The sequence below is a fragment of the Achromobacter sp. KK8 genome (assembly GCF_054188005.1).
Genome location: NZ_CM135178.1, coordinates 2006360 through 2030978, shown reverse-complemented (window position 1 = coordinate 2030978; position 24619 = coordinate 2006360). Strand labels below are relative to the sequence as shown.

24 protein-coding genes and 1 tRNA gene are annotated in these 24619 nt (G+C 67.8%); 6 read left to right on the top strand and 19 right to left on the bottom strand.

The annotated features are described in order from the left end of the window. Positions 1-3: 3 nt before the first annotated feature. The 10 genes from ACVN9Z_RS09410 to ACVN9Z_RS09365 form a co-directional block, all read right to left on the bottom strand. The gene (locus tag ACVN9Z_RS09410) at positions 4-888 is read right to left on the bottom strand and encodes an alpha/beta hydrolase (RefSeq protein WP_054472707.1); all 885 of its coding nucleotides are present in this window, start codon (positions 886-888) and stop codon (positions 4-6) included. After that, on the bottom strand, positions 881-1642 hold the full coding sequence (locus ACVN9Z_RS09405; protein ID WP_006386821.1) for a GntR family transcriptional regulator: 762 nt from the start codon (positions 1640-1642) through the stop codon (positions 881-883). The genes ACVN9Z_RS09410 and ACVN9Z_RS09405 overlap by 8 nt, the downstream gene beginning before the upstream one ends. Before the next feature lie 84 nt (positions 1643-1726). Then, positions 1727-2764 (bottom strand): carbon-nitrogen hydrolase family protein, encoded by a 1038-nt coding sequence (locus ACVN9Z_RS09400; RefSeq protein ID WP_054443760.1) that lies wholly within the window; start codon positions 2762-2764, stop codon positions 1727-1729. A 20-nt stretch (positions 2765-2784) separates the two neighbouring features. Continuing rightward, the gene (locus ACVN9Z_RS09395) at positions 2785-3477 is read right to left on the bottom strand and encodes an ABC transporter ATP-binding protein (RefSeq protein ID WP_006386818.1); all 693 of its coding nucleotides are present in this window, start codon (positions 3475-3477) and stop codon (positions 2785-2787) included. Then, entirely contained in the window at positions 3464-4219 is a 756-nt protein-coding gene (locus ACVN9Z_RS09390; protein ID WP_006386817.1) for an ABC transporter ATP-binding protein, read from the bottom strand. Before ACVN9Z_RS09390 ends, ACVN9Z_RS09395 begins: the two co-directional genes overlap by 14 nt. A 94-nt stretch (positions 4220-4313) precedes the next feature. Next, complete coding sequence (locus ACVN9Z_RS09385; protein ID WP_006386816.1) at positions 4314-5300, bottom strand: branched-chain amino acid ABC transporter permease; 987 nt, start codon at positions 5298-5300, stop codon at positions 4314-4316. Continuing rightward, complete coding sequence (locus ACVN9Z_RS09380; protein WP_006386815.1) at positions 5297-6211, bottom strand: branched-chain amino acid ABC transporter permease; 915 nt, start codon at positions 6209-6211, stop codon at positions 5297-5299. Before ACVN9Z_RS09380 ends, ACVN9Z_RS09385 begins: the two co-directional genes overlap by 4 nt. Then, positions 6208-7377 (bottom strand): ABC transporter substrate-binding protein, encoded by a 1170-nt coding sequence (locus ACVN9Z_RS09375; protein WP_024067572.1) that lies wholly within the window; start codon positions 7375-7377, stop codon positions 6208-6210. The genes ACVN9Z_RS09380 and ACVN9Z_RS09375 overlap by 4 nt, the downstream gene beginning before the upstream one ends. Before the next feature lie 58 nt (positions 7378-7435). Further along, entirely contained in the window at positions 7436-8347 is a 912-nt protein-coding gene (locus tag ACVN9Z_RS09370) for a fumarylacetoacetate hydrolase family protein (RefSeq protein ID WP_020925409.1), read from the bottom strand. An 89-nt stretch (positions 8348-8436) separates the two neighbouring features. Then, a complete protein-coding gene (locus ACVN9Z_RS09365) occupies positions 8437-9561 on the bottom strand; it encodes a cupin domain-containing protein (RefSeq protein WP_054470839.1) in 1125 nt (374 codons plus the stop codon). A 207-nt stretch (positions 9562-9768) separates the two neighbouring features. Between ACVN9Z_RS09365 and ACVN9Z_RS09360 the strand changes: the two genes are divergently transcribed. Continuing rightward, positions 9769-10029 carry a hypothetical protein gene (locus tag ACVN9Z_RS09360; protein ID WP_024067569.1) on the top strand — a complete coding sequence of 87 codons (261 nt, stop codon included), beginning with the start codon at positions 9769-9771 and terminating at the stop codon, positions 10027-10029. A gap of 242 nt (positions 10030-10271) precedes the next feature. On the opposite strand, the gene ACVN9Z_RS09355 is transcribed toward ACVN9Z_RS09360, so the two are convergent. Next, positions 10272-11387 (bottom strand): porin, encoded by a 1116-nt coding sequence (locus ACVN9Z_RS09355; protein WP_024067568.1) that lies wholly within the window; start codon positions 11385-11387, stop codon positions 10272-10274. A gap of 248 nt (positions 11388-11635) precedes the next feature. Then, on the bottom strand, positions 11636-12571 hold the full coding sequence (locus ACVN9Z_RS09350; RefSeq protein WP_054470838.1) for an MBL fold metallo-hydrolase: 936 nt from the start codon (positions 12569-12571) through the stop codon (positions 11636-11638). 297 nt (positions 12572-12868) lie between these two features. Between ACVN9Z_RS09350 and ACVN9Z_RS09345 the strand changes: the two genes are divergently transcribed. The 3 genes from ACVN9Z_RS09345 (at position 12869) to ACVN9Z_RS09335 (ending at position 15470) form a co-directional block, all read left to right on the top strand. Continuing rightward, entirely contained in the window at positions 12869-13747 is an 879-nt protein-coding gene (locus tag ACVN9Z_RS09345) for an RNA polymerase sigma-70 factor (protein ID WP_054483615.1), read from the top strand. 127 nt (positions 13748-13874) lie between these two features. Next, positions 13875-14306 (top strand): cupin domain-containing protein, encoded by a 432-nt coding sequence (locus ACVN9Z_RS09340; RefSeq protein WP_049053329.1) that lies wholly within the window; start codon positions 13875-13877, stop codon positions 14304-14306. Positions 14307-14465: 159 nt separating this feature from the next. Continuing rightward, complete coding sequence (locus ACVN9Z_RS09335; protein WP_024067564.1) at positions 14466-15470, top strand: LysR family transcriptional regulator; 1005 nt, start codon at positions 14466-14468, stop codon at positions 15468-15470. Between the two features lie 4 nt (positions 15471-15474). On the opposite strand, the gene ACVN9Z_RS09330 is transcribed toward ACVN9Z_RS09335, so the two are convergent. From ACVN9Z_RS09330 to ACVN9Z_RS09320, 3 genes are read right to left on the bottom strand one after another with little or no spacing between them, the layout of a single operon-like run. Beyond that, a complete protein-coding gene (locus tag ACVN9Z_RS09330) occupies positions 15475-15969 on the bottom strand; it encodes an Ohr family peroxiredoxin (protein ID WP_006386805.1) in 495 nt (164 codons plus the stop codon). A gap of 20 nt (positions 15970-15989) precedes the next feature. Further along, positions 15990-16745: an SDR family oxidoreductase gene (locus ACVN9Z_RS09325; protein WP_458213352.1), complete on the bottom strand. Its 756-nt coding sequence runs from the start codon at positions 16743-16745 to the stop codon at positions 15990-15992. A 10-nt stretch (positions 16746-16755) separates the two neighbouring features. After that, entirely contained in the window at positions 16756-17235 is a 480-nt protein-coding gene (locus ACVN9Z_RS09320) for a carboxymuconolactone decarboxylase family protein (RefSeq protein ID WP_006386803.1), read from the bottom strand. 433 nt (positions 17236-17668) lie between these two features. Between ACVN9Z_RS09320 and ACVN9Z_RS09315 the strand changes: the two genes are divergently transcribed. Beyond that, a complete protein-coding gene (locus ACVN9Z_RS09315) occupies positions 17669-18805 on the top strand; it encodes an MFS transporter (protein ID WP_232254243.1) in 1137 nt (378 codons plus the stop codon). Positions 18806-18838: 33 nt separating this feature from the next. Here ACVN9Z_RS09315 and ACVN9Z_RS09310 read toward each other — a convergent pair. Continuing rightward, a tRNA-Arg gene (locus ACVN9Z_RS09310) sits at positions 18839-18913 on the bottom strand. Between the two features lie 229 nt (positions 18914-19142). Here ACVN9Z_RS09310 and ACVN9Z_RS09305 point away from each other — a divergent pair. Further along, on the top strand, positions 19143-20066 hold the full coding sequence (locus ACVN9Z_RS09305; protein WP_054439351.1) for a c-type cytochrome: 924 nt from the start codon (positions 19143-19145) through the stop codon (positions 20064-20066). Between the two features lie 98 nt (positions 20067-20164). Here the strand turns inward: ACVN9Z_RS09305 and ACVN9Z_RS09300 are convergent, their stop codons facing one another. The 3 genes from ACVN9Z_RS09300 to ACVN9Z_RS09290 form a co-directional block, all read right to left on the bottom strand. Next, positions 20165-21691 carry a 3-hydroxyacyl-CoA dehydrogenase gene (locus ACVN9Z_RS09300; RefSeq protein WP_006386799.1) on the bottom strand — a complete coding sequence of 509 codons (1527 nt, stop codon included), beginning with the start codon at positions 21689-21691 and terminating at the stop codon, positions 20165-20167. A 49-nt stretch (positions 21692-21740) separates the two neighbouring features. After that, positions 21741-22970, bottom strand: a complete 1230-nt coding sequence (locus tag ACVN9Z_RS09295) for a CaiB/BaiF CoA transferase family protein (protein WP_006386798.1) — start codon at positions 22968-22970, stop codon at positions 21741-21743. A gap of 469 nt (positions 22971-23439) precedes the next feature. After that, entirely contained in the window at positions 23440-24588 is a 1149-nt protein-coding gene (locus tag ACVN9Z_RS09290) for an acyl-CoA dehydrogenase family protein (RefSeq protein ID WP_006386797.1), read from the bottom strand. Positions 24589-24619: the final 31 nt, after the last annotated feature.

Below are 24619 nucleotides of genomic sequence, written 5' to 3'. Positions count from 1 at the left end.
CGCTCAGGCTTGCGCCAGGCCCATCATCGCCAGGGTGGCGCGGGTCAGCTCGCTGGCCGGGTCTTCCAGCTCGTTCACCAGGTCGAAGTGGTTGCAATGGTCCGTGGGGATGCGCGTGGCCTGCAGGCCCGCGCCGGTCCAGGCGCGCTCGAAGGCTTCGGTCTGGTTCTTGAAACCCTGCGTCTCCAGGCCGCCGACAGCCAGCAACATGGGGCCGGCGCGCTCGGGCAGGTTGAAGATCGGGCTGTGGCGCGCCGCCTGCTCCGGCGTCAGTTGCAGCCAGGTATTGGGGAGGACGTCGCACAGCGGCCGCAGGTCGAACAGGCCGCTCAGCGCCAGCGTGCCCTTGATCACGTCGTCCGGCACGCCGTAGCGCGCCGGCCAGGCGGGCGCGGCCAGCATCGCCGCCAGATGCCCCCCGGCCGAACTGCCTCCGACGTAGATACGCTCGGGATCGACACCGTACGTCGCCGCGTTGTGGTACAGCCAGGCCAGCGCCGAGCGCATCTCGCGCACGATTTCCGGCAGCGTCGCTTCGGGCGCCAGGGTGTATTCCGGCACCGCCACCGCCGCGCCGGCCGCGTTGAAGGCCTCGGCCATCACCGGCGCGTCTTCCTTGCGCTGCGCGCGCCAGTAGCCGCCGTGGATGAACACGAACAGCGGCGCCGGGCCGCGGTTCGCCGCCGGCAGGAACAGGTCCAGCCGCTCGTCCTGGCCCATGCCGTAACGCAGGTTCAGCAGACCGGGGCGGCGCGACTTCACCGCGGCGGCCGACTCGGCATAGCGGCGCACGCAGGCGTCGAAGTCGGCCACCGACTCGCGGGCGTTGTATTGCACCTCGCGCTCGGCGATGGTGGGGAAAAAGAGATCGATGTCCGCGTCACGCATGAATGGCCTGCCTGTCTTCCTGGGAAATGATGTGTTCGATGAACTGCGCCGTCTTGCGGTAATGCGCCGCCAGCATTTCCACCGACCGCTCGACGTCGCGCGACAGCGCCGCCTCCAGCAGCTGGCGGTGTTCGTCGTCGACATTGCGTTCGGGGCCGTAGGCGGTGGCGCCGGCGCGCGCCGGGCGCCGGTAGCGCTCGGTCTGCGCGTACAGCTGCGTGGACAGGTCCAGCAGCCAGTGCGAGCGGCAGGCGCCGATCAGCGCATGGTGGAAGTCCAGATGGCGCGCCTCGAGCGATTCCTCCAGTTCCTGGCTGGGCGGCACGGCCTCGCCGGCGCGCTGCGCGGCCCGCGTCAGCGCGTGGTAGGCGCCGACCAGCCGCGCCTCCCAGGCGTCGTCGGCATTGGCCAGCGAGCGCCGCAGCGCGTCGCAGTCGATCAGGATGCGGGTTTCGCAGGCATCCCACATTTCCTCGACCGAGAGCGGCGCGATGCGAAAGCCGCGCGAGGTGGTGGTGATCACCATGCGTTCGCTACGCAGCCGGTTCAGGGCCTCGCGAATCGGGGAAAAGCTGCTGCCGTAGCGTTGCTTGAGCAATTCCAGGCGCAGCGACTGGCCCGGCGCGAACGCGCCGCTCATGATGTCGCGCCGGAGCAGGCGGTAGACCTGCTCGGACAGCGTGATTTCCTCTACCTCGGCGCTCCCGTCGGCGCCGGGCTCGTCCTGGCGGGACGCTTTGATTCTTGGCTTCAACGTGCTCTCCAGATGTCAGCTGGCGTTCGGCGGCGCGGCCGGTGGGCGCTCAGGCGGCCCATTCTACCCGCGGCGCGGCCGCCCTTACCCCCGCGCCTCGCGTGGCGAGTCGGGCAGCGGTTCGAAGTCGCCATCCAGGTCGGCGGCGCCCGCTTCGGCCAGGTCGTCGTAGCGCGCCGCCTGCAGCGGGCGCCGGTTCACCCGCAGGTCGAACACGTCGAAACGGTTGTAGTGACCCACGATGTCGTGCATCTGGCGCGGCTGGATGCAGCGCGACAGGTCGATATCGGCGTAGACGATGCCTTCGTCGTCGATCAGCGGCTCGCCGATCACGCGCCCGTCCGGCCCCAATATTCCCGAAAAGGCGCTGTTGCGGCGCGCCAGCATCTCGCGCGCCTCCGGATGGCTGGCGCTGATGGCGTCCTGGATCTCGGTGGAGATGGTCGAGCACGACACCACCGTGAACACCTTGCCCTCGAACGAATGCGCCGCCGCCCGCAGCCGGATGGCCTCGGCCATGTCGTAATCGGGCGGCGCCACCGGCAGCGAGATATAGCTGGCGACGTGCACCATCTCGCCCTGCGCCAGCAGCGAGAAGCGCGCCAGCGTGTTGGTGTTCTCGCCGCAGGCCAGGCCGCCGAGCTTGCCGACGGATGTGTCGTACACGCGCAGCGATTCGCCATCGCCATGGGCCCAGGTCAGCTTTTCGGCCCAGGTCGGCACCAGCTTGCGATGGCGGCCCAGGATGCGGCCTTCGTCGTTGATGAAGACCATGGTGTTGTAGATCGTGCCGACGCCGTAGCGGCTGCGCTCGTTCACGCCCACCACCACGTTGACGCGGTGCTGGCGCGCGGCCTGCGCAATGCGGCGGATCTCGGGCCCGGGCAGCTCGATCGCGCTCTTGCAGAGCTTTTCGAACCACGGGCTGCCCTGCACCGGGTTCATCACCCAGCTCCAGTAGGGATAGGCCGAGACGAACACCTCGGGAAAGGCCACCAGGCTGGCGCCGTTGCCGGCGGCCTCGGCGATCAGCGCGCAGGTCTTGTCGACGGTGGCGTCGGTGTCCAGGAACACGGGGGCCGCCTGGACGGCGGCGGCCTTGAAGACGGGCAGGTTCAACATGCGTGTGGCTCCTTTAGCGGTCAGATGCCGAGATAGCGTTGCGCCAGTTCGGGCTGCGCGGACAGTTCCGCGGGCGCGCCCGACCAGGCCACGCGGCCCTTGTCGACGATGTAGTGGCGGTCCACCAGCGTCGCCATCTCGGGCAGGTTCTTGTCGATCACCAGGATGGTCTGGCCTTCGGCCTTCAGCGCCCGCAGGCAGCGCCAGATTTCCTGGCGGATCAGCGGCGCCAGCCCTTCGGTGGCTTCGTCCAGGATCAGCAGCTTGGGATTGGTCATGAGCGCGCGGCCGACCACCAGCATCTGCTGCTCGCCGCCCGACAGCGTGCGCGACGATTGCGCGCGGCGCTCCTTCAGGCGCGGGAACAGCGCGTAGACGCGCGCCAGGTCCCAGCCACCCGGCGCGGCGCGCGAGGTCGCCACCAGGTTTTCTTCCACCGTCAGCGAGCCGAACACGCGCCGCCCTTCCGGCACCAGCCCCACGCCCAGCCGCGCCACCGCGCTGGGCGCGGGCCGCGCCAGCGTCTGGCCGCGGAACTGGACCTGTCCGCCGGTGGCCGGCAGCATGCCCATCAGCGTCTTGATGGTGGTGGTCTTGCCCATGCCGTTGCGGCCGATCAGCGAGATCACCTCGCCCTCGGCGGCCTCGAAGGCCATGCCGAACAGCACCTTGCTCGACCCGTAGCCGCCGGTCAGGCCCTCAACCTTCAACATGTTCTTCTCCCAGGTAGGCGGCGCGCACTTCCGGATGGCGCCGCACCTCGTCGGGCGCGCCGCTGAACACCACCTTGCCGTAGACCAGCACGCTGATGCGGTCGGCCAGCGCGAACACCGCATCCATGTCGTGTTCCACCAGCAGGATGCCGTAGTCGCCCTTCATGCCCAGCAGCAGGCGCGTCATGCGCGCGGATTCTTCCGGCCCCATGCCGGCCATGGGCTCGTCCAGCAGCAACAGGCGCGGCGAACGCGCCAGCGCCACCGCCAGTTCGAGCTGGCGCTTCTCGCCGTGCGCCAGGTCGGCGGTGCGCACGTGGCGGCGCTCCGCCAGCCCGACGTGCGTCAGCCATTGCATCGCCTGCGCCTTCAGGCCGGCATCGCGGCGCGGATCGGACCATGCGCCAAAGGCGCGGCCGCCCTTGAGCATGCTGGACAGGATCACGTTTTCCAGCGCGGTGTATTCCTGGCACAGCTCGGTGATCTGGAACGAGCGGCCCAGTCCCAGGCGGGCGCGCTCGAAGGCGCGCAGCGCCGTCACATCGCGCCCGTCCAGCTCGATGGTGCCCGAGTCCGGCCGGATCTCGCCGCAGATCTGCGCGATCAGCGTCGACTTGCCGGCGCCGTTCGGGCCGATGATGGCGTGGATCTCGCCGGCGCGCACGTCCAGGTCCACGCCGTTGGTGGCGACGACCGCGTCGAAGGCCTTGCGCAGCCCGGATAGACGCAACAGCGTCTGCATGTTCGATGCCTCATCGGGATGCCACGGAGCCGGCTCCGCCGGGCCGTCGGCATGCCCCCTTGAGGGGGGAGCGCGCAGCGCTTCGGGGGTGGGTTCAATCCGCATGGCGCGTCTCCAGCAAGCGACCGAACAGCCCTTTCTGCCCCCACAGCACGACCAGCACCAGCACCGGCCCCATGTACAGCAGCCAATGCTCGGTCAGCGACGACAGCATCTGCTCCAGTCCCAGGAACACCGCCGCGCCCGCGATCGGACCCAGCAGCGTGCCCACGCCGCCGAGGATGACGATGGCCATCAGCTCGCCCGACTTGGTCCAGGCCGCCATGTCGGGCGTCACCAGCCCCGCATAGTTGGCCCACAGCACGCCCGCCAGCCCGGTGCCCACCGCCGACAGCACGAAGGCGCTCAGGCGATACGGCGTGGGCGCCACGCCCAGGTTGATGGCGCGCCGCTCGCTCTGGCGCAGCGCCTGCAGCACCATGCCGAAGCGCGAGTTGGTGACGCGGATGCACAGCAGCGTCCACACCGTCAGCAGCGCCAGGCAGACGTAGTAGAACGTCAGCGGGTTCTCCAGGTTCAGGCCCGGCAGCACATTGCGCTGCGAGATCATCAGCCCGTCGTCGCCGCCATAGAACTGCAGCGACACCAGGATGAAATACACCATCTGCCCGAACGCCAGCGTGATCATGATGAACTGCACGCCGCGCGTGCGCAGCGCCAGATAGCCGAACAGCCAGCCCGCCAGCGCGCACACGGCCAGCGCGATCGGCCACACCACCAGCGCGGCGTTGCTGCCGGCCCAGCCGAACAGCGGCCCGGCTTCGGTGGTGTGGAAGGCGATGATGCCCACCGCATAGCCGCCCAGCCCGAAGAACATCGCATGGCCGAAGCTGACCATGGCGCCGTAGCCGATCACCAGGTCCAGGCTGACCGCGGCCAGGCCGTAGATCAGGAAGCGCGTCACCACGCCGATCAGGAACGGCGTGTCCGAGGCCGCCGCCGCGCCCGGCAGCGCCAGCAGCAGGATCAGTCCCGCCAGGCCCCAGCGCGCGCGATTGGAAAGCGTTTTTGTCATTGTCATCCCCGCGCCGGGAACAGGCCGCCCGGCTTGGCGATCAGCACGATCGCCATCAACACATAGATACTGGCCGACGCCAGGCCCGCGGCCAGCGGATCCGCCGTGGCCGGCGAGAACACCGCGCCCAGCAGCTGCGGCAGGAAGGCCCGCCCCATGCTGTCGACCATGCCCACCAGCAGCGCCCCCGCCAGCGCGCCGCGCACCGAGCCCACGCCACCGATCACGATGACCACGAAGGTAGTGATGAGGATGCGCTCGCCCATGCCGATCTCCACCGCCAGCAGCGGCGCCGCCATCACGCCCGCCAGCCCGCACAGCAGCGCGCCCAAACCAAACACCAGGGTGTAGAGCTTCTTGATGTCGATCCCCAGCGCGTCGACCATTTCGCGGTCATCGGCGCCGGCGCGGATCAGCATGCCGATGCGGGTGCGGTTCACCAGCCACCACAGCCCCACCGCCACCAGCGCGCCGACGGCGATGAACGACAGCCGGATCAGTGGATACTGGAACCCCGGCGCCAGCGTCACCGCGCCTTCCAGGAAGGACGGAATGCCCACCAGCGGCGGGCGCCGGCCGAAGATCAGGCTGACGGCCTCGTTCGAGAACAGCAGCAGGCCGAAGGTGGCCAGCACCTGGTAGAGGTGGTCGCGCTTGTACAGCTTGCGGATCACCACCACCTCGACCGACAGCCCGTACAGCCCCGCCCCCAGCAGCGCCGCCAGCACGCCCGCCAGGAACGAGCCGGTGCTGCCGATGGCGTAGGCCGCGCAGTACGCGCCCACCATGTAGAACGAGCCGTGGGTCAGGTTCACCACGCCCATGATCCCGAAGATCAGGGTCAGTCCGGCGGCCAGCAGGAACAGCATCGCGCCGAACTGCAGCCCGTTGAGCAACTGTTCGAAGAGCAAGGTCATGACGGCATCTTGCAGAATTGGGCATAGGCGTCCTTGTCATCGGACACCAGCTTGCGTACCAGGTGCGGCGACAGGCCGCCGTCGGCGTCCTTGTCGATGCGCATCAGGTACAGGTCCTGCACCGGATGCTGGTTAGTGTTCATGCTGAACTTGCCGCGCAGCGAGGCAAACTCCGGCTTGCGCAGCGCGGCGCGGAACTCGGCCTGGCGCGACAGGTCGCCGCCGGTGGCCTTCAGGCCCGCGCCGATCAGTTGCGCCGTGTCGTAGGCCTGCATGGCATAGTCGGTGGGCACGCGGCCGTAGGCCTCCTTGAAGGCCTGCACGAAGGCCTTGGACTGCGGGTTGTCGAAATCCTGCGACCAGATGCCGGTGGTGTACGCGCCCAGCGCCGCGTCGCCGGTGGCCTTGATCATGCGCGCGTCCATCGAGAAGCTCGGCATCAGCATCGGCACGGTCTTGTTCAGGCCCGCCGCGGCGTACTGCTTGACGAAGTTGATGCCGGTGCCGCCCGGATGGAACTGGTAGACGGCGTCGGGCGCCAGCGACCGCACCCGCGCCAGTTCGACCGAGAAGTCCGACTGGTCCAGCTTGGTGTAGATCTCGGCGACCACTTCGCCCTTGTAGGTGCGCTTGAAGCCCTCGATGGCGTCGCGCCCGGCCTGGTAGTTGGGCGCCAGCAGCGCCACCCGCTTGTAGCCCAGTTCATTGGCGGCCACGCCGCCCGCCGTATGGAAGGCGTCGTTCTGGTACGAGGCGACGAAATAATTCTGGTCGCACTTCTCGCCGGCGAAGCTCGACGGGCCCGGGTTCAGGCTGACGTAGAACGCGCCCGACTTGACCACGCCCGGCGCCACCGCCGCCAGCACATTCGAAAAGTTCACGCCGGTGAACAGCTTGATGCCCGACTGCAGCATCCGGTCGGCCGCCTGCTTGGCGTTGGCCGGTTTCAGGCCATCGTCCTCGATCACCAGTTGCACCGGCACCCCGCCCAGCTTGCCGCCGCCCTGCTTGATCGCCAGGTTGAACGCGTCGCGCTCATCCTCGCCGATGTAGCCGGCCGGCGTCGACAGCGTGGCGATGAAGCCGATCCTGACCGGCTCGGCCGCATGCGCCACGCCACCCAGCGTCCAGGCCAGGCCCGCCGCCAACATTGTTTGCTTGATCATTGTTTTCCCCTTGGAGACCGCCGCGCGCGCCGCCCCGCGACGCGCGCCGGAATTTCACCTAGACCGCCACCACCGGATGCCGCAGCGTGCCGATGCCTTCCACGCACGCCACCACCACGTCGCCCGGCCACAGCCACTCCTGCGGCTTGCGGCCCGCGCCCACGCCCTCGGGCGTGCCGGTGGCGATGATGTCGCCCGGCTCCAGCGTGATGCCGGCGCTGATGTCCGAAATCAGGAACGGCACCTTGAACAGCATGTGGCGCGTGTTCGAGCCCTGCTTCTTCTCGCCGTTGACCGTCAGCCACAGGTCCAGCACCTGCGGATCGGGGATCTCGTCGGCCGTGACGATGCAGGGGCCGAACGGCGCGTAGGTGTCCTGGCCCTTGGAATAGATCCACTGGCCGGCGCGGCGGCAGTCGCGCGCGCTCATGTCCAGCATCACGCTGTAGCCGAACACGTACGACAGCGCGTCGGCCTCGGCCACGCGCGTGGCGCGGCGGCCCATGATCACCGCCAGTTCGACTTCCCAGTCCAGTTGCTGGGTGATCTTGGCGTTGTGCTCGATGGCGTCGCCCGGGCCGATCACGGTGGTGGGCGGCTTGGAGAAGATCACCGGCTGCTTGGGCAGGTCGGCCGAGGTATCGAGCGTGCGGCTCGATTCGGCAACGTGCTCGACGTAGTTCAGGCCGATACCGAAGATGTTCTTGCGCGGACGCGGAATCGGCGCCAGCAGCTTGACGTTCTCCTGCGGCAGCGCGGTGCCCACGGGCCAGGCGCCGCGGTACGACTCCATCAGCTTCGAGGCCTGCGCCACGGCTACCGGGCCCAGGTCGATGAAGGCCAGCATGTCATCCGGCAGCGCGACGCCGCCGGCTTGCCCCAGCAGGGCCAGGTCGATCACATAGCCTTCGGCCAGCGCGCCCAGGCGGGCGGCGGCGGTGGGATGGGCGCGAAAAGTTACCAAGCGCATAGGAACTCCAGGAAATTCAAGACGAGTTGAGACAGGCGCCCGGCTTGCGCCGGGCGGCGGATGAAAATTCAGTGGGGTTGGCGCAGCCGCTAGATCAGTTTCTGGTGGCCGTCGTTGTCCTTGACCGCTTCCTCGCGGTACAGCGCCAGCGCGCGCATCACCGGCAGGTCGTTGAAGCAGAACAGGCACGCGTCGTCGTTGGACGACAGGTTGGCGTGCTCGTGCACGGCCCACGACGGCACACAGAAGATGTCGCGCTCGGTCCAGTCGTAGCGCTTGCCGTCGATGACCGAAAAGCCGCTGCCCTTGGCCACCTGGTAAAGGAAGCTGCCGGTGTGGCGGTGGGCCTTGGTGTGCTCGCCCGGACGCAGCAGCTGCATGCTGGCGCCGATGGTCGGCATGACCGGACCGCCGGTGGCCGGGTTGGTGTATTCCATCAGGATGCCGTCGTAGGGGCTGCCCGCCGATACCCGCGCGTGGCGGCGCAGCGCTTCGTAGGTGGGCTCCCATTCGTACTTGAAGAGCGGCGAATACGGCTTGGTCCAGCCCGCCGTCTGCGGCCGCAGCGCCGCGCTGCCCCACAGCGCGCTGGTGTCGTCCACCGGGTGCGTCACGGTCTGGTTCAGGTCTGGATGCACGGCGTAGAAGCCGGCCTCGAAGGCGTTGACCAGCGGGATGTCCAGGCCGTCCTGCCAGATGCAGGTGGTGCCGTCATCGGCCACGCCGTGCTCGTGCCAGGTGCCGTTGGGCGTGAGCACGAAGTCGTTCGCGCCCAGCGTCATCTTGTGGCCGTCCACCACCGTGAAGGCGCCCTTGCCTTCCATGATGAAGCGCAGCGCCGAATGCGAATGCTTGTGCGCCGATGCCAGTTCGCCCGGCCGCATCACCTGCAGGCCCGAATACAGCCAGCCGACCGCGGCGGCAACGTCGCGCCGGCCCGGGTTGTTCAGGTAGATCACGCGGCGGCCGGCCTCTTCCGGAGAAACCAGCTCGGCCGAGCGCAGCACGTGGCCGCGCAGTTCCTGGTAGCGCCAGACCACCGGCACCGACGCCGAGCGCGGCGCCCACGGCTCGATCTTGTTGGCCACCGTCCAGAGCGCGCCGGTCTCGAGTCGCGCCAGGTCCTGGTAATAGGCGATGCGCTCCGGCGAGTCCGCCACGTTGGCGCGGCCGGCGGTGTCTTCCCGATAGGCGTCGTACCTGTTCGCTTCCATCCCTTGCCTCTTTTTTATAAAAATCAAAAGATTTTCGAAAATATTAGATGCAGCAAAGGAATCGGGCAATGATTGCGCGCTAGGGGTTTTCCTGGGGCCATCGCCCGCCTCAAAAAAAACCGGCGACGAATCCGAAAATACTGTACAAAAACACAGTGTGACGTGCTACATTGCGCTCGCCCGAAAAACGTCTTCCAGGAGACTCCTGTGTCCGAAGCCGCTCAAATCGCCCAGACTCACGTCGTCCAGTACATCGTCGTTCCCTACCGCACCGCCGCCAATGGCGTGGCCCCCGGCGAAATCCGGCCCGCCAGCAGCGAGTTCGGCGCCATCCGCATCGCCAACTCCATGGCCGGCAAGTTCGCCGGCGTCGCCGCCTACGAGGTCATGATCGACAAGGAAACCGGCGACATGGAATCGCCGCGCATCCTGACGCAGATCGGCACCGTGCCGTCGCTCGACGACTGACCTGGCCGCAACCGCCGCGCCAATGCAAACGCCGCCGGCGCCGCATCGCGGTGCCGGCGGCGCATGGACCGCTGAGCATGTGCCCATCCCGCCGAAGTTGGGGTGAGCGGACTGAGAGTGGAGCTAGGGAGGTGGCCGCTTTTTTCGCGTCTGTGGCCGGGTAAGACGCCCAGTCCGCTCAATGCAACCGCGGCGTCCGGCGACGCGCAACCCGCGCGCGCCGCCGGATCGCTGGCCGCCGCTTAGAAGCGGTGACGCACGCCCACCATGCCGACGGTGCTCTTGAGGCCGTCGATGAACGCGAAGTTCGTGGCATACGAACCCAGCGCGTACAGGTTGGTGCGCTTGGACAGGTTGTAGGTGTAGCCCAGGCTGTAGATGTTCATCGTGTCGTCGCCGCCGGTCAACGAGGTGTTGTTGGCGTCGGCGCGCTGCCACGAGAACAGGACATTGCCGGCGCCGCCGACCGGGGCCGACAGGCCGACCAGGTACGAGTTCGACTTGAAGTCCTTGGCCACGACGTTGGAGCTGAAGCTCTTGCCCGACGGATTGACGGCGCTGCTGAAGGCGTTGAGCGACTGGCCGGTGAACCAGCCGTTGCGCGTCTGGCCGTAGGCCAGCGCCAGCTTGATCACTTCGAAGTCGTACGAACCGCCGATGATCCACTGCTTCGGCTTCTCGTCGGTGCCGAGCTGGTTGGCCATGTTCAGCTGGTCGTACGTCAGGGCCACGTTCAGCGGGCCGTTGACGTAACGCAGGCCGGTGGTGATGGCACGGGTGTTGTCGGCCGTCTTGAAGCCGGTTTGCGCGGCGGTCGTGTCGGCCACGTTGAACGAGTAGCCCAGGCCGAACTGGAAGCCGCTGAACGACGGGGTCTGGTACATGACCATGTTGTCGTGGCGGACCGTGTTGGCGGCGCCGAAGGCGGCGCCAACGTTGGCCTGGCCGTAGCTGGCGCCGAACGGATCGATCGCGCCGAGGTACTTCGAGGCGATGTTGGTCTGGCGGCCAAATTCCAGCAGGCCCCACGAATCGCCCTTCAGGCCGACGGTGGCCTGACGGCCGAACAGGCGGCTGCTCTGGCCCGACTGGCCGTTGGCCGAGTTGAAGCCGCTTTCCAGCGTGAACACGGCGCTCAGGCCGTCGCCCAGGTCTTCGGCGCCGCGCAGGCCCCAGCGCGAACCGCTGGACACGCCGTTGGACATGCCGACCTTCGATTCTTTGTAGCCGTCATTGCCCTTGATGCGCTGGAAGCCCACGCCGGTGTCGATCAGGCCGTACAGGGTCACCGAGGTTTCAGCATGCGCCACGCCGGACAGCGCGGCGAACAGAGCGGTGACGAACAGAGTCTTTTTCATTACAGATTCCCGTTGATTGAACAGACATGCGCATGCGGGTCGGCACGCAACACGAGCGGCGATTCCGCGCATGACCGGAACGAATTCTAGGAACGCTGTATGTCAGTTTTTGGGACCTCGGCACACGCGGATCATCATCGATGAAAATCGGACGAATTTGTGGCGCGAGCCCGACACCCAAGCCACATCGGGGCTCGCGCCCCGGTGTGTCACAACGGTGTGCTATTTAAAGAGCAGCGCCGGCGCGGTCAGTAGTCCCAGATGACCGGCACCCAGCGAAAGGCGTCGCCATCGATCGCCACCCGGCCGACGGAGGGGAACGGCAGATGAGCGGCCACCAGCAGCCCGCGGTTCTGCGCCAGTTCCTGGAAAAGGCGGAGCCGCACGCGGGCGGATTCCTCGGGGTCGTGCTCGAAGCCATTGTGCCAGTCGGGATGATCGAAGCCCACGGGGAATATCGCGTCGCCGGCAAAGGTCAGCCGCTCATCGCCGCCGATCAGGTCGACCACGCTGTGTCCCGGGGTATGTCCGCCGGTGATGCGCACGACCACGCCGGGCGCCACTTCGTGCCGGTCCTGGAAGATCCGCAGCCGGTCGCGGTATTCGTTGTAGAAACTGGTCGCGGTCGACCTGAGCACGGCAGGCACCGGCTTGGGCATGACCGTATGGGAGAAGTCCGGCGACGTCCAGAACGCGACCTCGGTCGCGGACACGTGGATGCGCACGTCGGGCCGCAGGCGTTCCTTCACGCCATCGACCAGCAGGCCGCCGACATGGTCCATGTGCATGTGCGTGATGATCACGTCCGTCACCGACTCCAGCGCGATGCCGGCGTCCTCCAGGCGCTGGGGCAATTGGCCGGCGCGCGGAAAGCCCGGGAACTGCCCGCCGAGGCCGGCGTCGATCAGGATCGTCTGGTCGCCGCTGCGGGCCACCATCACGTTCAGCGGCCAATCGAAGGCGTCCGGCGGCATGAACATGTATTGCAGCCACCGCGCCAGATCGGCGGGATCGGCATTGGTGGCCATGGTCGCGGTGGGCAACGGCAGCACGCCATCGCTGATCACCAGCGCATCGATCTCGCCCACCCGCAGCGCATAACGCGAGGGCACCAGATCGTGGGGAGGCCGGACGCCCGGATCGGACAGGCTGCTGAACGGCAGGGTTTGGGTTGCGGATGGCATGACGGGATCTCCAGAGAGGCGGTTGGATCAGGCTCGCGACAGCGCGGGCAGGTCGGCATTGACGCGATCCTGCGGGGTGGCGGCAAAGCCTTGCGGCGTGCCGGAAAGGCGATGGAGGCATCCTAGGGGTGGCGCGTCCCTGGCGGTAGGCTCGCGGCGGGAAGCATGCTGTTGTGCGCGACGCACCACTGCGCATCGCCAGGCGTTCGCATCGGCGTTTTCCGCTTGTCGCGGCGCGTCTCGCTGCGGCAAAATAGCCGCCTGCCACATCCCCTTCCCTTCGCGTCCACCCCTGCCATGACCGACTCGGTGACCCTGTTCGACAGTCATCGCCCGCGCCTGTATGCGATCGCGTACCGCATGCTGGGCGAAGTGGCCGAGGCCGAAGACGTGGTGCAGGACGCATGGCTGCGTTGGCATGGCGCCGACCGCGGCGCCATCGAAAATCCCGAAGCATGGCTGGTCACCGTCGCCACCCGCCTGTCCATCGACCGCCTGCGCCTGGCCAAGGCCGAGCGCGCCCATTACGTGGGAGTCTGGCTGCCCGAACCCATGTTGATGGCCGCGCCGTCCACGCCGGAGCAGCTGCACGAACTGGCCGACGACGTGTCGGTGGCGTTTCTGTTCATGCTGGAGCGCCTGTCGCCGGACGCCCGCGCGGCCTTCCTGATGCGCGACGTGTTCGACGCCGACTATGAAGACATCGCGCAGACGCTAGACAAGAGCCAGGCCGCGGTGCGCCAGCTCGTCCGAAGGGCGCGGCAGCAGTTGCGCCAGGGCACCCCGCGCGAAGCCGTGCCAAGGGCGACGCTGCAGCGCCTGCTGCAAGCCTTCGCCGACGCGATGCAGCGCAGCGATTTCCATGGCCTGCATGCGCTGCTCAGCGACGATGCCGAACTCATTGGCGACGGCGGCGGCAAGGTCGGCAGCTTTGCCAGCCTGGTGGGAGGCAAGCGCCTGGCACAGCTGTTCTACGCGGGCAAGCGCCGGTTCCGCGATGCGTTGCGCACCGAGGTGGTCCTGGTGAACGGGCAATGGGCCCTGCTGCGCTTCATCGATGGCCAACTGGAATCCGTGCAGTCCTATGAGACCGATGGCGAACGCCTGACGCGGGTGCTGGTGCAACGCAACCCGGACAAGCTGGCGCGCATCGCGGCGGCGCTGGCCCGGGGCTGACCACTGCCCGCCGCCCGCCGCCCGCGTTGGTGCGCGGCGGGCAACACGGTGATCCCCTGCGCGGACCTACCGCCGGGCCTGCCGCACTTCTACGATCGACCTGTCACCTTTCAACCAAGGACAGGCCATGTCGAGAATCGCGAAGTTCGCACTCCCCCTTATAGCCGCCGGCGCATTGCTGGCCTCGCCGGCCCACGCCGCCTCCCACCACGCAGCCACCGCCGGGCCGGCCAATCCGGTGGTCACGGAATTGACGACCAGGAACCTGCCGGACATTCCCGGCAAGGACGCCCTGATGCTGCTCGTCGACTACCCTCCTGGCGGCGCCGACCCGGTCCATCGCCACGACGCCCATGCTTTCGTCTATGTGCTCGAGGGCAGCATCGTCATGCAGGTCAAGGGAGGCAGGGAAGTGACGCTGACCGCCGGCCAGACGTTCTACGAAGGGCCGGACGATATTCACACCGTAGGCCGCAACGCCAGCCAGACCAGGCCGGCCAGGTTCCTGGTGGTCCTGATCAAGAAGCAGGGCGCCCCCGCCCTGACACCCGTCGAATAGGCGGTCGGCGGCTCGGAGCGGACCCACGCGCACGCGGGCCTTGCCTCTAGGGAAAGCCCGTATTTTTTGCGGACGATGTCACAAAGTTGCCCGGTGTGCCGTCTTGAGGGGTAGGACCCACCCAAGGGGTAGGACCCACCCACTCACCGAGCCACCACCATGTCGACACTCTCATCCGCCTCGTCGGCCGCGCCCCGCTCCACCGCGCCGGACTCCCTGGCCGACAGCTTTGCAACCAGCTACGCGGGCGTCGTGGCCTTCATCGCCGTCGCCGCGGAAGGCAACTTCGCCAAGGCCGGCGACCGCCTGGGCATCGGTCGCTCGGCGGTCAGCCGCAGCGTGCAAAAACTGGAAGACCAGTTGGGCACCCGCCTGTTCGTCCGCACCACGCGCAGCACCTCGCTGACCCTCGAGGGCGAGCGCTTCTACGAACAATGCCATCCCGGTGTGGAACGCATCGTCCAGGCCCTGGACGACATGCGGGAACTGCGCGAGGGCCCGCCCGCGGGTCAATTGCGCGTGTGTTCCACCGTGGGTTTCGGCCGCAAGGTCGTCGCGCCGCTGCTGCAAGGGTTCCGCCACGCCAATCCTGATATTTCGGTGGAACTGTTGCTGGACGACGGCCCCACCGACTTCACCACCGACCGCGTCGACCTCTCGTTCCGCAACGGCCGCATGGAAGACAGCCAGGTGATCGCCAAGAAAGTGATACCCATGCAGATGATGCTGTGCGCCGCCCCCGCCTACGTCGCCCGCCATGGCCTGCCGGACAGCGTCGACGACATCGCCGGCCACCGCTGCGTGAACTTCCGGCTCGCCTCCGGACGCGTATATGAGTGGGAATTCAAGGTCGGCGGCCAGCTGCGCAAAGTCGCTCCGCCCGCCATGCTCACCTTCAATGACGCCGACCTGGTCTTGCAAGCGGTGCTGGACGGCCATGGCATCGCGCAGATGGCCGGCTATCAGGTCTGTGACCACCTGCGCGCCGGCACGCTGGTGGCGTGCCTGCCGCAGTACGCGCCCGACGACCGCGGACACTACCTGTGTTTCCTGAGCCGCCAACACCTGCCGGCGCGCATGCGGGTCTTCATCGACTACATGACCGAGCGCATCCGCGCGCTGGACCTGCAGATCCTCGACAGCCTGCTGTCGGCGCCGGCCTGAATCGCTATTGCGTCAACGCCACCACGCATTCGATGCCGCCCTGCGCCATCTTGGCGTAAGGACACAGGCGTTCCGTATTGCGCACCAGCTCCTCGGCCACCGCCCTGGCCACGCCGGGCAGGTGGATGTTGATGTCCGCGGACAGCGCGAACAGGCCGTCGACGGGATCGCGGCCAAAGGCGATGATGGCCGTCACCGAGGCATCGGCAATGGCCAGGCCGGCGCGCTCTGCCAGCATGCTGAGCGCACCGTGAAAACAAGCCGCATAGCCCGCGGCGAACAGTTGCTCAGGGTTGGTTCCTCCGCCCGGGCCGCCCAGTTCGACAGGCAGGCGCAGCTCGACCTGCAACGCGCCGTCATCCGACATGGCGATGCCGGAGGCGCGGCCATGCGCGGCCTCGCCGCCCCGCACCGTCACGCTGGTGGCGTACAGGGGTTGGAAATCACCGCCCCGGTACTTGTCCAGGAGCGCCTGTGCAGGCGGCCGCGGTCTGCTCATGGAAGTCCCCGCGCGCGCCGCTACTTGCCCGAACCGGAACGGCTGAACCAGGTTTCAAAATCGATCGCGCCCAGGCGCGGGCCGGGGCCGGGCACCAGCGTCGTATCGTCGAGCAGCGCCCCGAAATAGCGCGCGCCCGCGTCCGCCCGCAGCGTGCGTGAGTCGCCGATCCTGTCCATGTAGCGCCGCGCCAGTTCGGCCAGGCGCAGGCGCTCGGGCCCGGCGATTTCCACGATGCCGTTCACCGGCGGCGCCAGCGTGGCGTCGGCCATGGCCAGCGCCACGTCGTCGGACGCGATCGGCTGGACGTAGGCGGGCGACAGGCGCACATCGCCATCCTGGGTGCCCGACTGCACGATGCCGCCCAGGAATTCGAAGAACTGCGTGCTGTGAACGATGGTGTAGGGAATGCCGGCCGCCTGGATCAATTGTTCCTGCGCGATCTTGCCGCGGAAGTAACCGCTTTCGGCCAGGCGGTGCGTGCCCACCACCGACAGCGCGACATGGTGGCGCACGCCGGCGCGAGCCTCGGCGGCCAGCAGGTTGCGCCCCGAGGTCTGGAAGAATTCCAGCACGGCCCTGTCTTCGAACGACGGCGAGTTGGCCACGTCGACCACCGTCTCGACCCCGACCAGCGCCGCGTCCAGGCCCGCGCCGGTGATCGTGTCGACGCCGGTCGCGGGCGACGCGGCGACAGCGTCATGGCCCCGTTCGATGAGCAATTTGACGAGCTTGGAGCCGATCAGGCCCGTGCCGCCGATGACCAGGATTTTCATGGCGCGCTCCTCAGTTGAACTTGGCCTTGTCCAGGCCATAGGCCTTGTCGGCCGAGCCGGGCACGGTCCGGAAGCCGACGTTCAGGCGATTCCAGCCGTTGATGGACATGATGGCGAAGCTGAGGTCGCTGATCTCCTTTTCGGACAGTTGCGTGCGCACGCGCTCGTAGACCTCGTCGGGCACGCCCTGCGCGCCCAGCGTGGTCAGCGCCTCGGTCCAGGCCAGGCAGGCGCGCTCCCGCGGCGAGAACTCGGTGGATTCGCGCCAGATCGCCACATGGTGCAGGCGCAGCTCGCGCTCGCCACGGATCTTGGCTTCCTTCACGTGCATGTCCAGGCAGAAGCCGCAGCCATTGAGCTGCGATGCCCGGATCTCCACCAGCGACAGGATGGACTGCTCGATCGCGCCGGACTTCAAGAGCATGCCGAACTCGACGAATTTCTTGAACAGTTCGGGCGATTGGGCGAAAGCGTTCAGGCGTTGACTCATGGTGACTCCTTCAGGGGGTTGGGCAGGTCCAGGCAGCGTGGCGCGGGAAGGTGCGCGCGCTGGAACGACACCCGGATCGTAGGTCGGCCTGAACCGCGGCAGAAGGCCCGGCCAGGGGATCATGGTGTTGCCTCGGCGGCAACAATCAGCGGATGGACGCCATGGCCTCGCTTGGTCGGTTGAACGCGCACAACCAAGCCGGTATCATGACGTCGGTTGCCTGATCCACGGATCAGCGCCGCTTGTAGCCCGGCTCCCGCGGCTGCTCCCCCGCCTCGCGCACTCCGACGCCCCGCCTCCTCGCGGCATTCCCCAGCGTCGCCACTTTTCCCCGTTTTTCCCCTTTTTCCTTCCATTTCCCTCCACTCGCATTTGCACGGGAGAAGGCATGTCCTGTTCCAGAACCATTGCCGACGTCGGCAACGGACGCCACTTGCTGTCCGCACTTTCCCTGTCCGTGTTTTTCGTCGGCGCGAGCGAGTTCATGCTCGCGCCGATGTTGAACCCGCTGGCCGACGCCTTTCGCGCCAGTCCGGCCCAGGCCGCGTGGCTGGTTTCCAGCTACGCGTTCGCCTACGCCATCGCGGCGCCGATCCTTGGCCACCTATCGGATCGCGTCGATCGGCGCCGGCTGTTGCTGGCCGGCCTGCTGTCATTCGCGATCGACGGCGTCGGCGTCGCGTTGGCGCCAACCCTGGAGGTCGCGATGGCGCTGCGGATTTTCGGCGGCCTCGCCTCCGCCGTCATCATTCCGAATGCGTTCGCGCTGGTCGCCGACATCATGCCGCGCGACCGCCAGGCCGCGGCCATGGGCGTCGTCATGCTGGGCATGACGGCGGGCATCGCGATGGGGCCCGCGCTGGCCGGCCTGCTGACCGACTGGATCGGCTGGCGCGCACCGTTCCTGCTGACGTCGGCGGGCTGCCTTGTCGCCTGCGTTGTCAGCGGCATGTCGATACCGCGCCGGCACGCCGCGCGCGCGCCGCGCCAGCGCAGCGCAATACATTGGCTGCGCGCGCGGACCATCGTGCGTCCGCTGTTGGCCAAAGGGCTCTGGAACGGCGCGGGCGTGGCCGCCTTCCTGCTTTCGGGGGAAATCCTGCGCGCGCGCTATCAGCTGGACGTGGCGCAGGTCGGCCTGAGCGCAACGGCGTTCGGCATCGGGCTGGGGGTCGGCAACCTTTCCACCGGCGCGCTGCGCCGGCTGGGCTGCGGAGAAGAAGGCGCTTTGGTCATCACCACCACGCTGCTCGGGGGTTGCGTGGCGGCGTTCTATCTTCTGCCGTTGCCACTGCCCGGCGCGCTGGCTTGCCTGGCGGCGTGGGGCGCCGCGCTGGGCGCGGGCGCGCCGCTATCCACAGCCGTATTGGCGAAACGATCGGATCGGGACAAGGGCGCGGTGCTGGCCGCGGCGGAGACGCTGAACAACGTGTCCATTCTGTCGCTGGTGCCGCTGGCGGCGCCGCTGCTTGCGTCCGGAACGGCCCATCAGGCCGCCGGCGTGCTGTTGGCCGGCCTGGGCATCGGCATCGCATTGGCCATCCGCGACGCCGTTGCGGCAACGCGATGATGGGCCAGCGGCGATGATTGGCCATTTGGTCGATGGCGCGCCCGACAGGAATCGAACCTGTATCAAGAGCTTCGGAAACTCTCATTCTATCCATTGAACTACGGGCGCAGCGCAAGGAGGCGGTATTGTACCCAGTTTTGCGCAATCTGCATGAAGTGGATCAATTCGCCGGGCAAACTGCGTGAAAACCCCGTCCGGACGTTGGACGCGTGTCCGTGACACCGTTATATAATCCAGCGTTTGCTTGCAAGGCGGTCTGCTTTTGCCGCCCTTTGTGCAGTACTGATTTTCTGTTGCCGCCGCCAGGCGCCCCGGTACCCGTTAGCAGGATTTGGTCATGAGCAACGAGCAGGAACACATAGAAGAGCACTCCTCCCCCATCAAGACCCCGAAGCAACTGATCGTCACGGTCATACTGGCCTTCGTGGTGCCTATCGCCATCATCATCCTACTGGTGAACATGGTCGCCTCGGGCTCCAAGGTCGGCGCCGGCTCGGATACGCTATCCACCGAAGCCGTCACCAAACGCATTGCCCCCGTCGCCGGATTCGCGCTGGTCGACGCCAACGCGCCCAAGGTCTTCAAGACCGGCGAACAAGTCTTCCAAGCTGTCTGTACGGCCTGTCATACTGCCGGCGTGGCCGGCGCCCCCAAGGTGGGCGACAACGCCGCCTGGGCGCCCTTCATTCAGTCCGGTTTCGACGCGATGATGAACGTCGCGCTGCATGGCAAGGGCGGCATGCCCGCCAAGGGCGGCAACCCGACGCTGTCCGACTTCGAGGTCGCGCGCGCCGTGGTCTACATGGCCAACAAGTCGGGCGGTTCGCTGCCGGAACCGGCCGCGCCGGCTGAGGAAGGCGCCAAGAAGGAAGGCGACGCCGCGCCGGCCGCTGCGGCTCCGGCTGCCGCGCCCGCCCCGGCCGCCGCTGCCCCCGCTGCTGCTGCCCCGGCCCCCGCTGCTGCCGCGCCTGCCGCCGCACCGGCACCGGCCGCCGCGCCGCAACAGGCCGCCACGGTCAATCCCGCTGGTGAAAAGCTCTACAAGAGCGTCTGTTTCGCCTGTCACGCCACCGGCGTGGCCAACGCCCCCAAGTTCGGCGACAAGGCCGCCTGGGAGCCCTACATCAAGACCGGCATGGACGCCATGGTCAAGGTCGCGATGCAGGGCAAGCCGCCCATGCCGCCCAAGGGCGGCGCGGCCAACGCTTCGGAAGACGACATCCGCGCGGCGGTCCAGTACATGGTGGATGCGGCCAAGTAAGCGCTACCCTTCGCGCCGCGCGACCGCGAGTCCCGCGGGCCCGAAAAAAAGCCCCTCGATGCATCGAGGGGCTTTTTTGTTTCCGGCGGCGCTTCGCGTCAGTCGGCGGCCGAGGTCTTGAGCAGCGACATGCCCAACTGCACGCGGCGCTGCAGCCACAGGCTGGGACGGTAGCGCGGGTCGCCCGTGACGCGCTGCATGCTCTTGAGGATCTCCAGGATGCGCTCCGCGCCCAGCGCATCGCCCAGGGCCAGCGGACCCACCGGATAACCCAGGCCCAGGGTCACGGCGCGGTCGATGTCTTCCGGCGTGGCGATCTGCTGTTGCGCGATATCGGCGGCGATGTTGACGATCATGGCCACGATGCGCTGCGCGACGAAGCCCGGCGAATCCTCGACCACCGACACCGGCACGCCGTCGCCGGCCAGCAGCGCGTGCGCGGCATCGCGCCATTTGGCCTCGGTTGCCGGCGACGCCATCAGGGTGCGGCGCTTGGCCTTGTCGAACGCGTGCAGGGTATCGAGGCCGACGCAGCGCGCCGGATCCAGCCCTTGCGCCGACGCCGTGGTGGACACGTCTTCACCGAACGGCGTGACGATGATGAGCGCATCGGCCGCCGGCGTGGAACCGGACACCAGCGGCGCGCCCAGCTTTTCCAGCAGCGCGGTGGCGCGCGCGTAACCTTCCGCGTGGCGCGGGCTGACCCAGACCTTCAGGCCTTGCGGCAGCGCCGGCACGGGCGGCTCGGCGGGCACTTGCTTCTGGCCATCGACGTACTTGTAGAAGCCCTCGCCGGCCTTGCGGCCGATCAGGCCGCCGGCCAGGCGCACGGTGGTGATGGGCGACGGGCGAAAGCGCGGCTCGTCGAAGAACTGGCGGTAGATGGATTCCATCACCGGATGCGAAACGTCCAGCGCGGTCAGGTCCAGCAGCTCGAACGGGCCCATGCGGAAGCCGGCCTGCTCGCGCATGATGGCATCCACCTGCGCGAAGCTCGCCACCGATTCCTGCGCCACGCGCAGGCCTTCGGTGTTCATGCCGCGACCGGCGTGGTTGACGATGAAGCCGGGCATGTCCTTGGCGCGCACCGGCGTGTGGCCCATGCGGCGCGCCAGTTCGGCCAGCGCGTCGCCGGTCTCGGGCGCGCTGCGCAGGCCGTCGATGACCTCGACTACCTTCATCAGCGCCACCGGGTTGAAGAAGTGGTAGCCCGCGACGCGCTGCGGCAGCTTGCAAGCGGCGGCGATGGCGGTGATCGACAGCGACGAGGTGTTGGAGGCCAGGATGCAGTCATCGGCCACCACGCCTTCCAGCGCCGCGAACAGGTCGCGCTTGACGTCCAGGCGCTCGACGATGGCTTCGACCACCAGCTGGCATTGCGACATGTCGGTCAGCGCGGTGGCGGACTCGACCCGCTCCAGCGCGGCCTGCGCGTCGGCGGCGGTCAGCTTGCCCTTCTGGGCCAGCTTGTCCCAGGTCTGGCGCAGCGACTCGCGCGCGGCGGCCACGGCGTCGGCGCTGGTGTCGTACAAGCGCACCCGCAAGCCGGCCTGCGCCGCGATCTGGGCGATGCCACGCCCCATGGCCCCGGCGCCCACGACGCCGATGGTTTGAATCTCCGTCATCAACTTCTCCTGCCTGTCATTGGAATGGTGTGTGCGCCGTGCGGGGGTATCAGGACGGGCTTTGCGCCAGCGCCTGGATCTCCGCGTCCGACAGCCCGAGCTTTTCGGACAGCACCTGCGCGGTGTGCTCGCCCAGCATGGGCGGGGCGCGACGGTATTCGACCGGGCTGCCCGAGAACTTCAGCGGACTGGCGGCCATGGGCACGGTGCCCGCGGTCGGATGCGGCAGTTCGCGCTTCATGCCGCGCGCCAGCACCTGCGGGTCTTCGTAGACCTGGTCGAGCGTATTGATCGGGCCGGCCGGCACGCCCACGGCCTCGAGCGAGGCGAGCCAGTGGTCGCGCGCGCCGGTGGCCATGCGTTCGGCCAGCAGCGGCACCAGCGCCTCGCGGTTCTTGACGCGCTGCGGGTTGGTGGAAAAACGCGGGTCGGCCGAGAGTTCGGGCAGGCCGATGGCGCCGCAATAGTTGCGGAACTGGCTGTCGTTGCCCACGGCGACGATCAGGTGGCCGTCGCTGGCGGCGAAGACCTGGTACGGCACCAGATTCTGGTGCGCGTTGCCGGCGCGGCGCGGGGCGTTGCCGGAGGTCATGAAGTTCAGGTTCTGGTTCGCCAGCATGGCGACCTGGCAATCCAGCAGCGCCATGTCGATGTGCTGGCCCAGGCCGCTGACCGAGCGCTCGTGCAGCGCGGCCAGGATGCCGACGGTGGAGTACATGCCGGTCATCAGGTCGGCCACGGCCACGCCCGCCTTCTGCGGACCGCCGCCGGGCAGGTCGTCGCGCTCGCCGGTGATGCTCATCAGGCCGCCCATGCCCTGGATCATGAAGTCGTAGCCGGGGCGGCTGGCGTAGGGACCGGTCTGGCCGAAGCCGGTGATGGAGCAGTAGATCAGGCGCGGGTTCGCTTCCTTCAGGCTGGCGTAGTCCAGGCCGTACTTGGCCAGGCCGCCGACCTTGAAGTTCTCGACCAGGATGTCGCTCTGCAAGGCCAGTTCACGCACCAGTTCGGCGCCGCGCGGCGAGGCGATATCGAGGGCGACGGAGAATTTGTTGCGGTTGGCCGAGAGGTAGTAGGCGGCTTCGGTGGTGTCGTTGCCGGCCGCGTCCTTCAGGTACGGGGGGCCCCAGGCGCGGGTGTCGTCACCGGCGCCGGGGCGCTCGATCTTGATGACTTCGGCGCCAAGGTCGGCCAGGTTCTGGGTGCACCAGGGGCCGGCGAGAACGCGGGTCAGGTCCAGGACGCGGATGCCTGTCAGGGGAGCGGGACGTTGCGACATCTTTTATCTTTTCGCCAGAGAGGATTGGGTCAGTGGGGATATTAGCCGGTGGGGGCTTGGGTGTGTTGGGGTGGTCGTTTTGGGGGGACGCGGGTGGGTTCTTTAGACGCCCTTTGCGGTGTGGCGTGGGGAATGGGGGGCTACGATTGCGGTCCGGAGCGTTCGCTCCGGACTGCCCCTTACTCATCCTCGTCCTCGCCTGCGGCGACTCCTTCGGATTCCGTCGGGCGCATCTACACGCCCCCCATTCCCCACGCCACACCGCAAAGGGCTGCGCTGAAGGCTCATCGCGGGTGCTGGGACGGACGGTGTGCTTGGCATTCTGGTGACGCTGCGCGGGGGTGGAGGACCTTCACGTTGCATGGGCGCCTGGCGGCAGACGATGCATGGCGACCTGCCCTATTGCTCCAGTGTTGAGGTGTCGGCATCGGGGGGTGGCGGGTGGATGCCCGCCACGCCTTCGCACGGCTTAACTGTTGGCCTTGATGACCTCGCGGGCGATGACCAGTTGCTGGATTTGCGAGGTGCCTTCGAAGATGCGGAAGAGGCGCACGTCACGGTAGAAGCGTTCCACGGCGTATTCGGACATGTAGCCGGCGCCGCCGTGGATCTGGACCGCGCGGTCGGCGACGCGGCCGACCATTTCGGTGGCGTAGAGTTTGCAGCAGGCGGCCTGCATGGTGGTGTTCTCGCCGCGGTCGCGCAGGCGGGCGGCGTCCAGCACCATGCAGCGGGCGGCGTAGAGTTCGGCCTGGCTGTCGGCGATCATGGCCTGGATCAGCTGGAACTCGGCGATGGGCTGGCCGAACTGCTTGCGTTCGGTGGCGTATTTGACGGCGTCGCGCAGCAGGCGGTCGGCGATGCCGACGCACAGGGCCGAGATGTGCAGGCGGCCCTTGTCCAGCACGCGCATCGAGGTGCGGAAACCGTTGCCTTCCTCGCCGCCCAGCAGGGCCGAGGCGGGGACGCGGCAGTTGTCGAAGACCACGTCGCTGGTGAGCGCGCCGGCCTGGCCCATTTTCTTGTCGGGCTTGCCGATGATGAGGCCAGGCGTGCCGGCTTCGACCAGGAAGCACGAAATGGAATTGGCGCGGCGTTCGGGCGCGGTGCGCGCCATCACCGAGAACAGGCCGGCGATGGGCGCGTTGGTGATGTAGCGCTTGGTGCCGTTGAGCACGTAGTGGTCGCCGTCGCGTTCGGCCGACAGGCGCAGCGCCATGGCGTCGGAGCCGGCGTCGGGTTCGGTCAACGCGAACGAGCCGATCAGTTCGCCGCTGGCCAGGCGCGGCAGGTAACGGGCGCGCTGTTCGTCGGTGCCGGCCAGCACGATGGCCTGCGAGCCGATGCCGATGTTGGTGCCGGCCAGCGAACGGAACGCGGGCGAGGTCTGGCCCAGTTCGAACACCACCTTCACTTCTTCTTCCATCGTCAGGCCCAGGCCGCCGTGGTCGGGCGAGATCGACAGGCCGAACAGGCCCAGCTCGCGCATTTCGGCGACGATGTCCGGCGGCACCTGGCCGCTGGCGGCCAGTTCGTCCTCGGCGGGAATCAGGCGTTCGTGCACGAAGCGGCGCACGGCGTCCAGCAACAGGGTCAGGGTTTCGGTGTCCAGGGCCATGATGTCAGTCTCTCGGGAGTGCGGGGCGGCG

Bases quoted from the DNA above. Each gene is read 5' to 3' on its own strand.
- ACVN9Z_RS09410 (WP_054472707.1), bottom strand. From the start codon at position 888: ATGCGTGACGCGGACATCGATCTCTTTTTCCCCACCATCGCCGAGCGC.
- ACVN9Z_RS09400 (WP_054443760.1), bottom strand. From the start codon at position 2,764: ATGTTGAACCTGCCCGTCTTCAAGGCCGCCGCCGTCCAGGCGGCCCCC.
- ACVN9Z_RS09395 (WP_006386818.1), bottom strand. From the start codon at position 3,477: ATGTTGAAGGTTGAGGGCCTGACCGGCGGCTACGGGTCGAGCAAGGTG.
- ACVN9Z_RS09390 (WP_006386817.1), bottom strand. From the start codon at position 4,219: ATGCAGACGCTGTTGCGTCTATCCGGGCTGCGCAAGGCCTTCGACGCG.
- ACVN9Z_RS09385 (WP_006386816.1), bottom strand. From the start codon at position 5,300: ATGACAATGACAAAAACGCTTTCCAATCGCGCGCGCTGGGGCCTGGCG.
- ACVN9Z_RS09380 (WP_006386815.1), bottom strand. From the start codon at position 6,211: ATGACCTTGCTCTTCGAACAGTTGCTCAACGGGCTGCAGTTCGGCGCG.
- ACVN9Z_RS09375 (WP_024067572.1), bottom strand. From the start codon at position 7,377: ATGATCAAGCAAACAATGTTGGCGGCGGGCCTGGCCTGGACGCTGGGT.
- ACVN9Z_RS09370 (WP_020925409.1), bottom strand. From the start codon at position 8,347: ATGCGCTTGGTAACTTTTCGCGCCCATCCCACCGCCGCCGCCCGCCTG.
- ACVN9Z_RS09365 (WP_054470839.1), bottom strand. From the start codon at position 9,561: ATGGAAGCGAACAGGTACGACGCCTATCGGGAAGACACCGCCGGCCGC.
- ACVN9Z_RS09355 (WP_024067568.1), bottom strand. From the start codon at position 11,387: ATGAAAAAGACTCTGTTCGTCACCGCTCTGTTCGCCGCGCTGTCCGGC.
- ACVN9Z_RS09350 (WP_054470838.1), bottom strand. From the start codon at position 12,571: ATGCCATCCGCAACCCAAACCCTGCCGTTCAGCAGCCTGTCCGATCCG.
- ACVN9Z_RS09345 (WP_054483615.1), top strand. From the start codon at position 12,869: ATGACCGACTCGGTGACCCTGTTCGACAGTCATCGCCCGCGCCTGTAT.
- ACVN9Z_RS09340 (WP_049053329.1), top strand. From the start codon at position 13,875: ATGTCGAGAATCGCGAAGTTCGCACTCCCCCTTATAGCCGCCGGCGCA.
- ACVN9Z_RS09335 (WP_024067564.1), top strand. From the start codon at position 14,466: ATGTCGACACTCTCATCCGCCTCGTCGGCCGCGCCCCGCTCCACCGCG.
- ACVN9Z_RS09330 (WP_006386805.1), bottom strand. From the start codon at position 15,969: ATGAGCAGACCGCGGCCGCCTGCACAGGCGCTCCTGGACAAGTACCGG.
- ACVN9Z_RS09325 (WP_458213352.1), bottom strand. From the start codon at position 16,745: ATGAAAATCCTGGTCATCGGCGGCACGGGCCTGATCGGCTCCAAGCTC.
- ACVN9Z_RS09320 (WP_006386803.1), bottom strand. From the start codon at position 17,235: ATGAGTCAACGCCTGAACGCTTTCGCCCAATCGCCCGAACTGTTCAAG.
- ACVN9Z_RS09305 (WP_054439351.1), top strand. From the start codon at position 19,143: ATGAGCAACGAGCAGGAACACATAGAAGAGCACTCCTCCCCCATCAAG.
- ACVN9Z_RS09300 (WP_006386799.1), bottom strand. From the start codon at position 21,691: ATGACGGAGATTCAAACCATCGGCGTCGTGGGCGCCGGGGCCATGGGG.
- ACVN9Z_RS09295 (WP_006386798.1), bottom strand. From the start codon at position 22,970: ATGTCGCAACGTCCCGCTCCCCTGACAGGCATCCGCGTCCTGGACCTG.
- ACVN9Z_RS09290 (WP_006386797.1), bottom strand. From the start codon at position 24,588: ATGGCCCTGGACACCGAAACCCTGACCCTGTTGCTGGACGCCGTGCGC.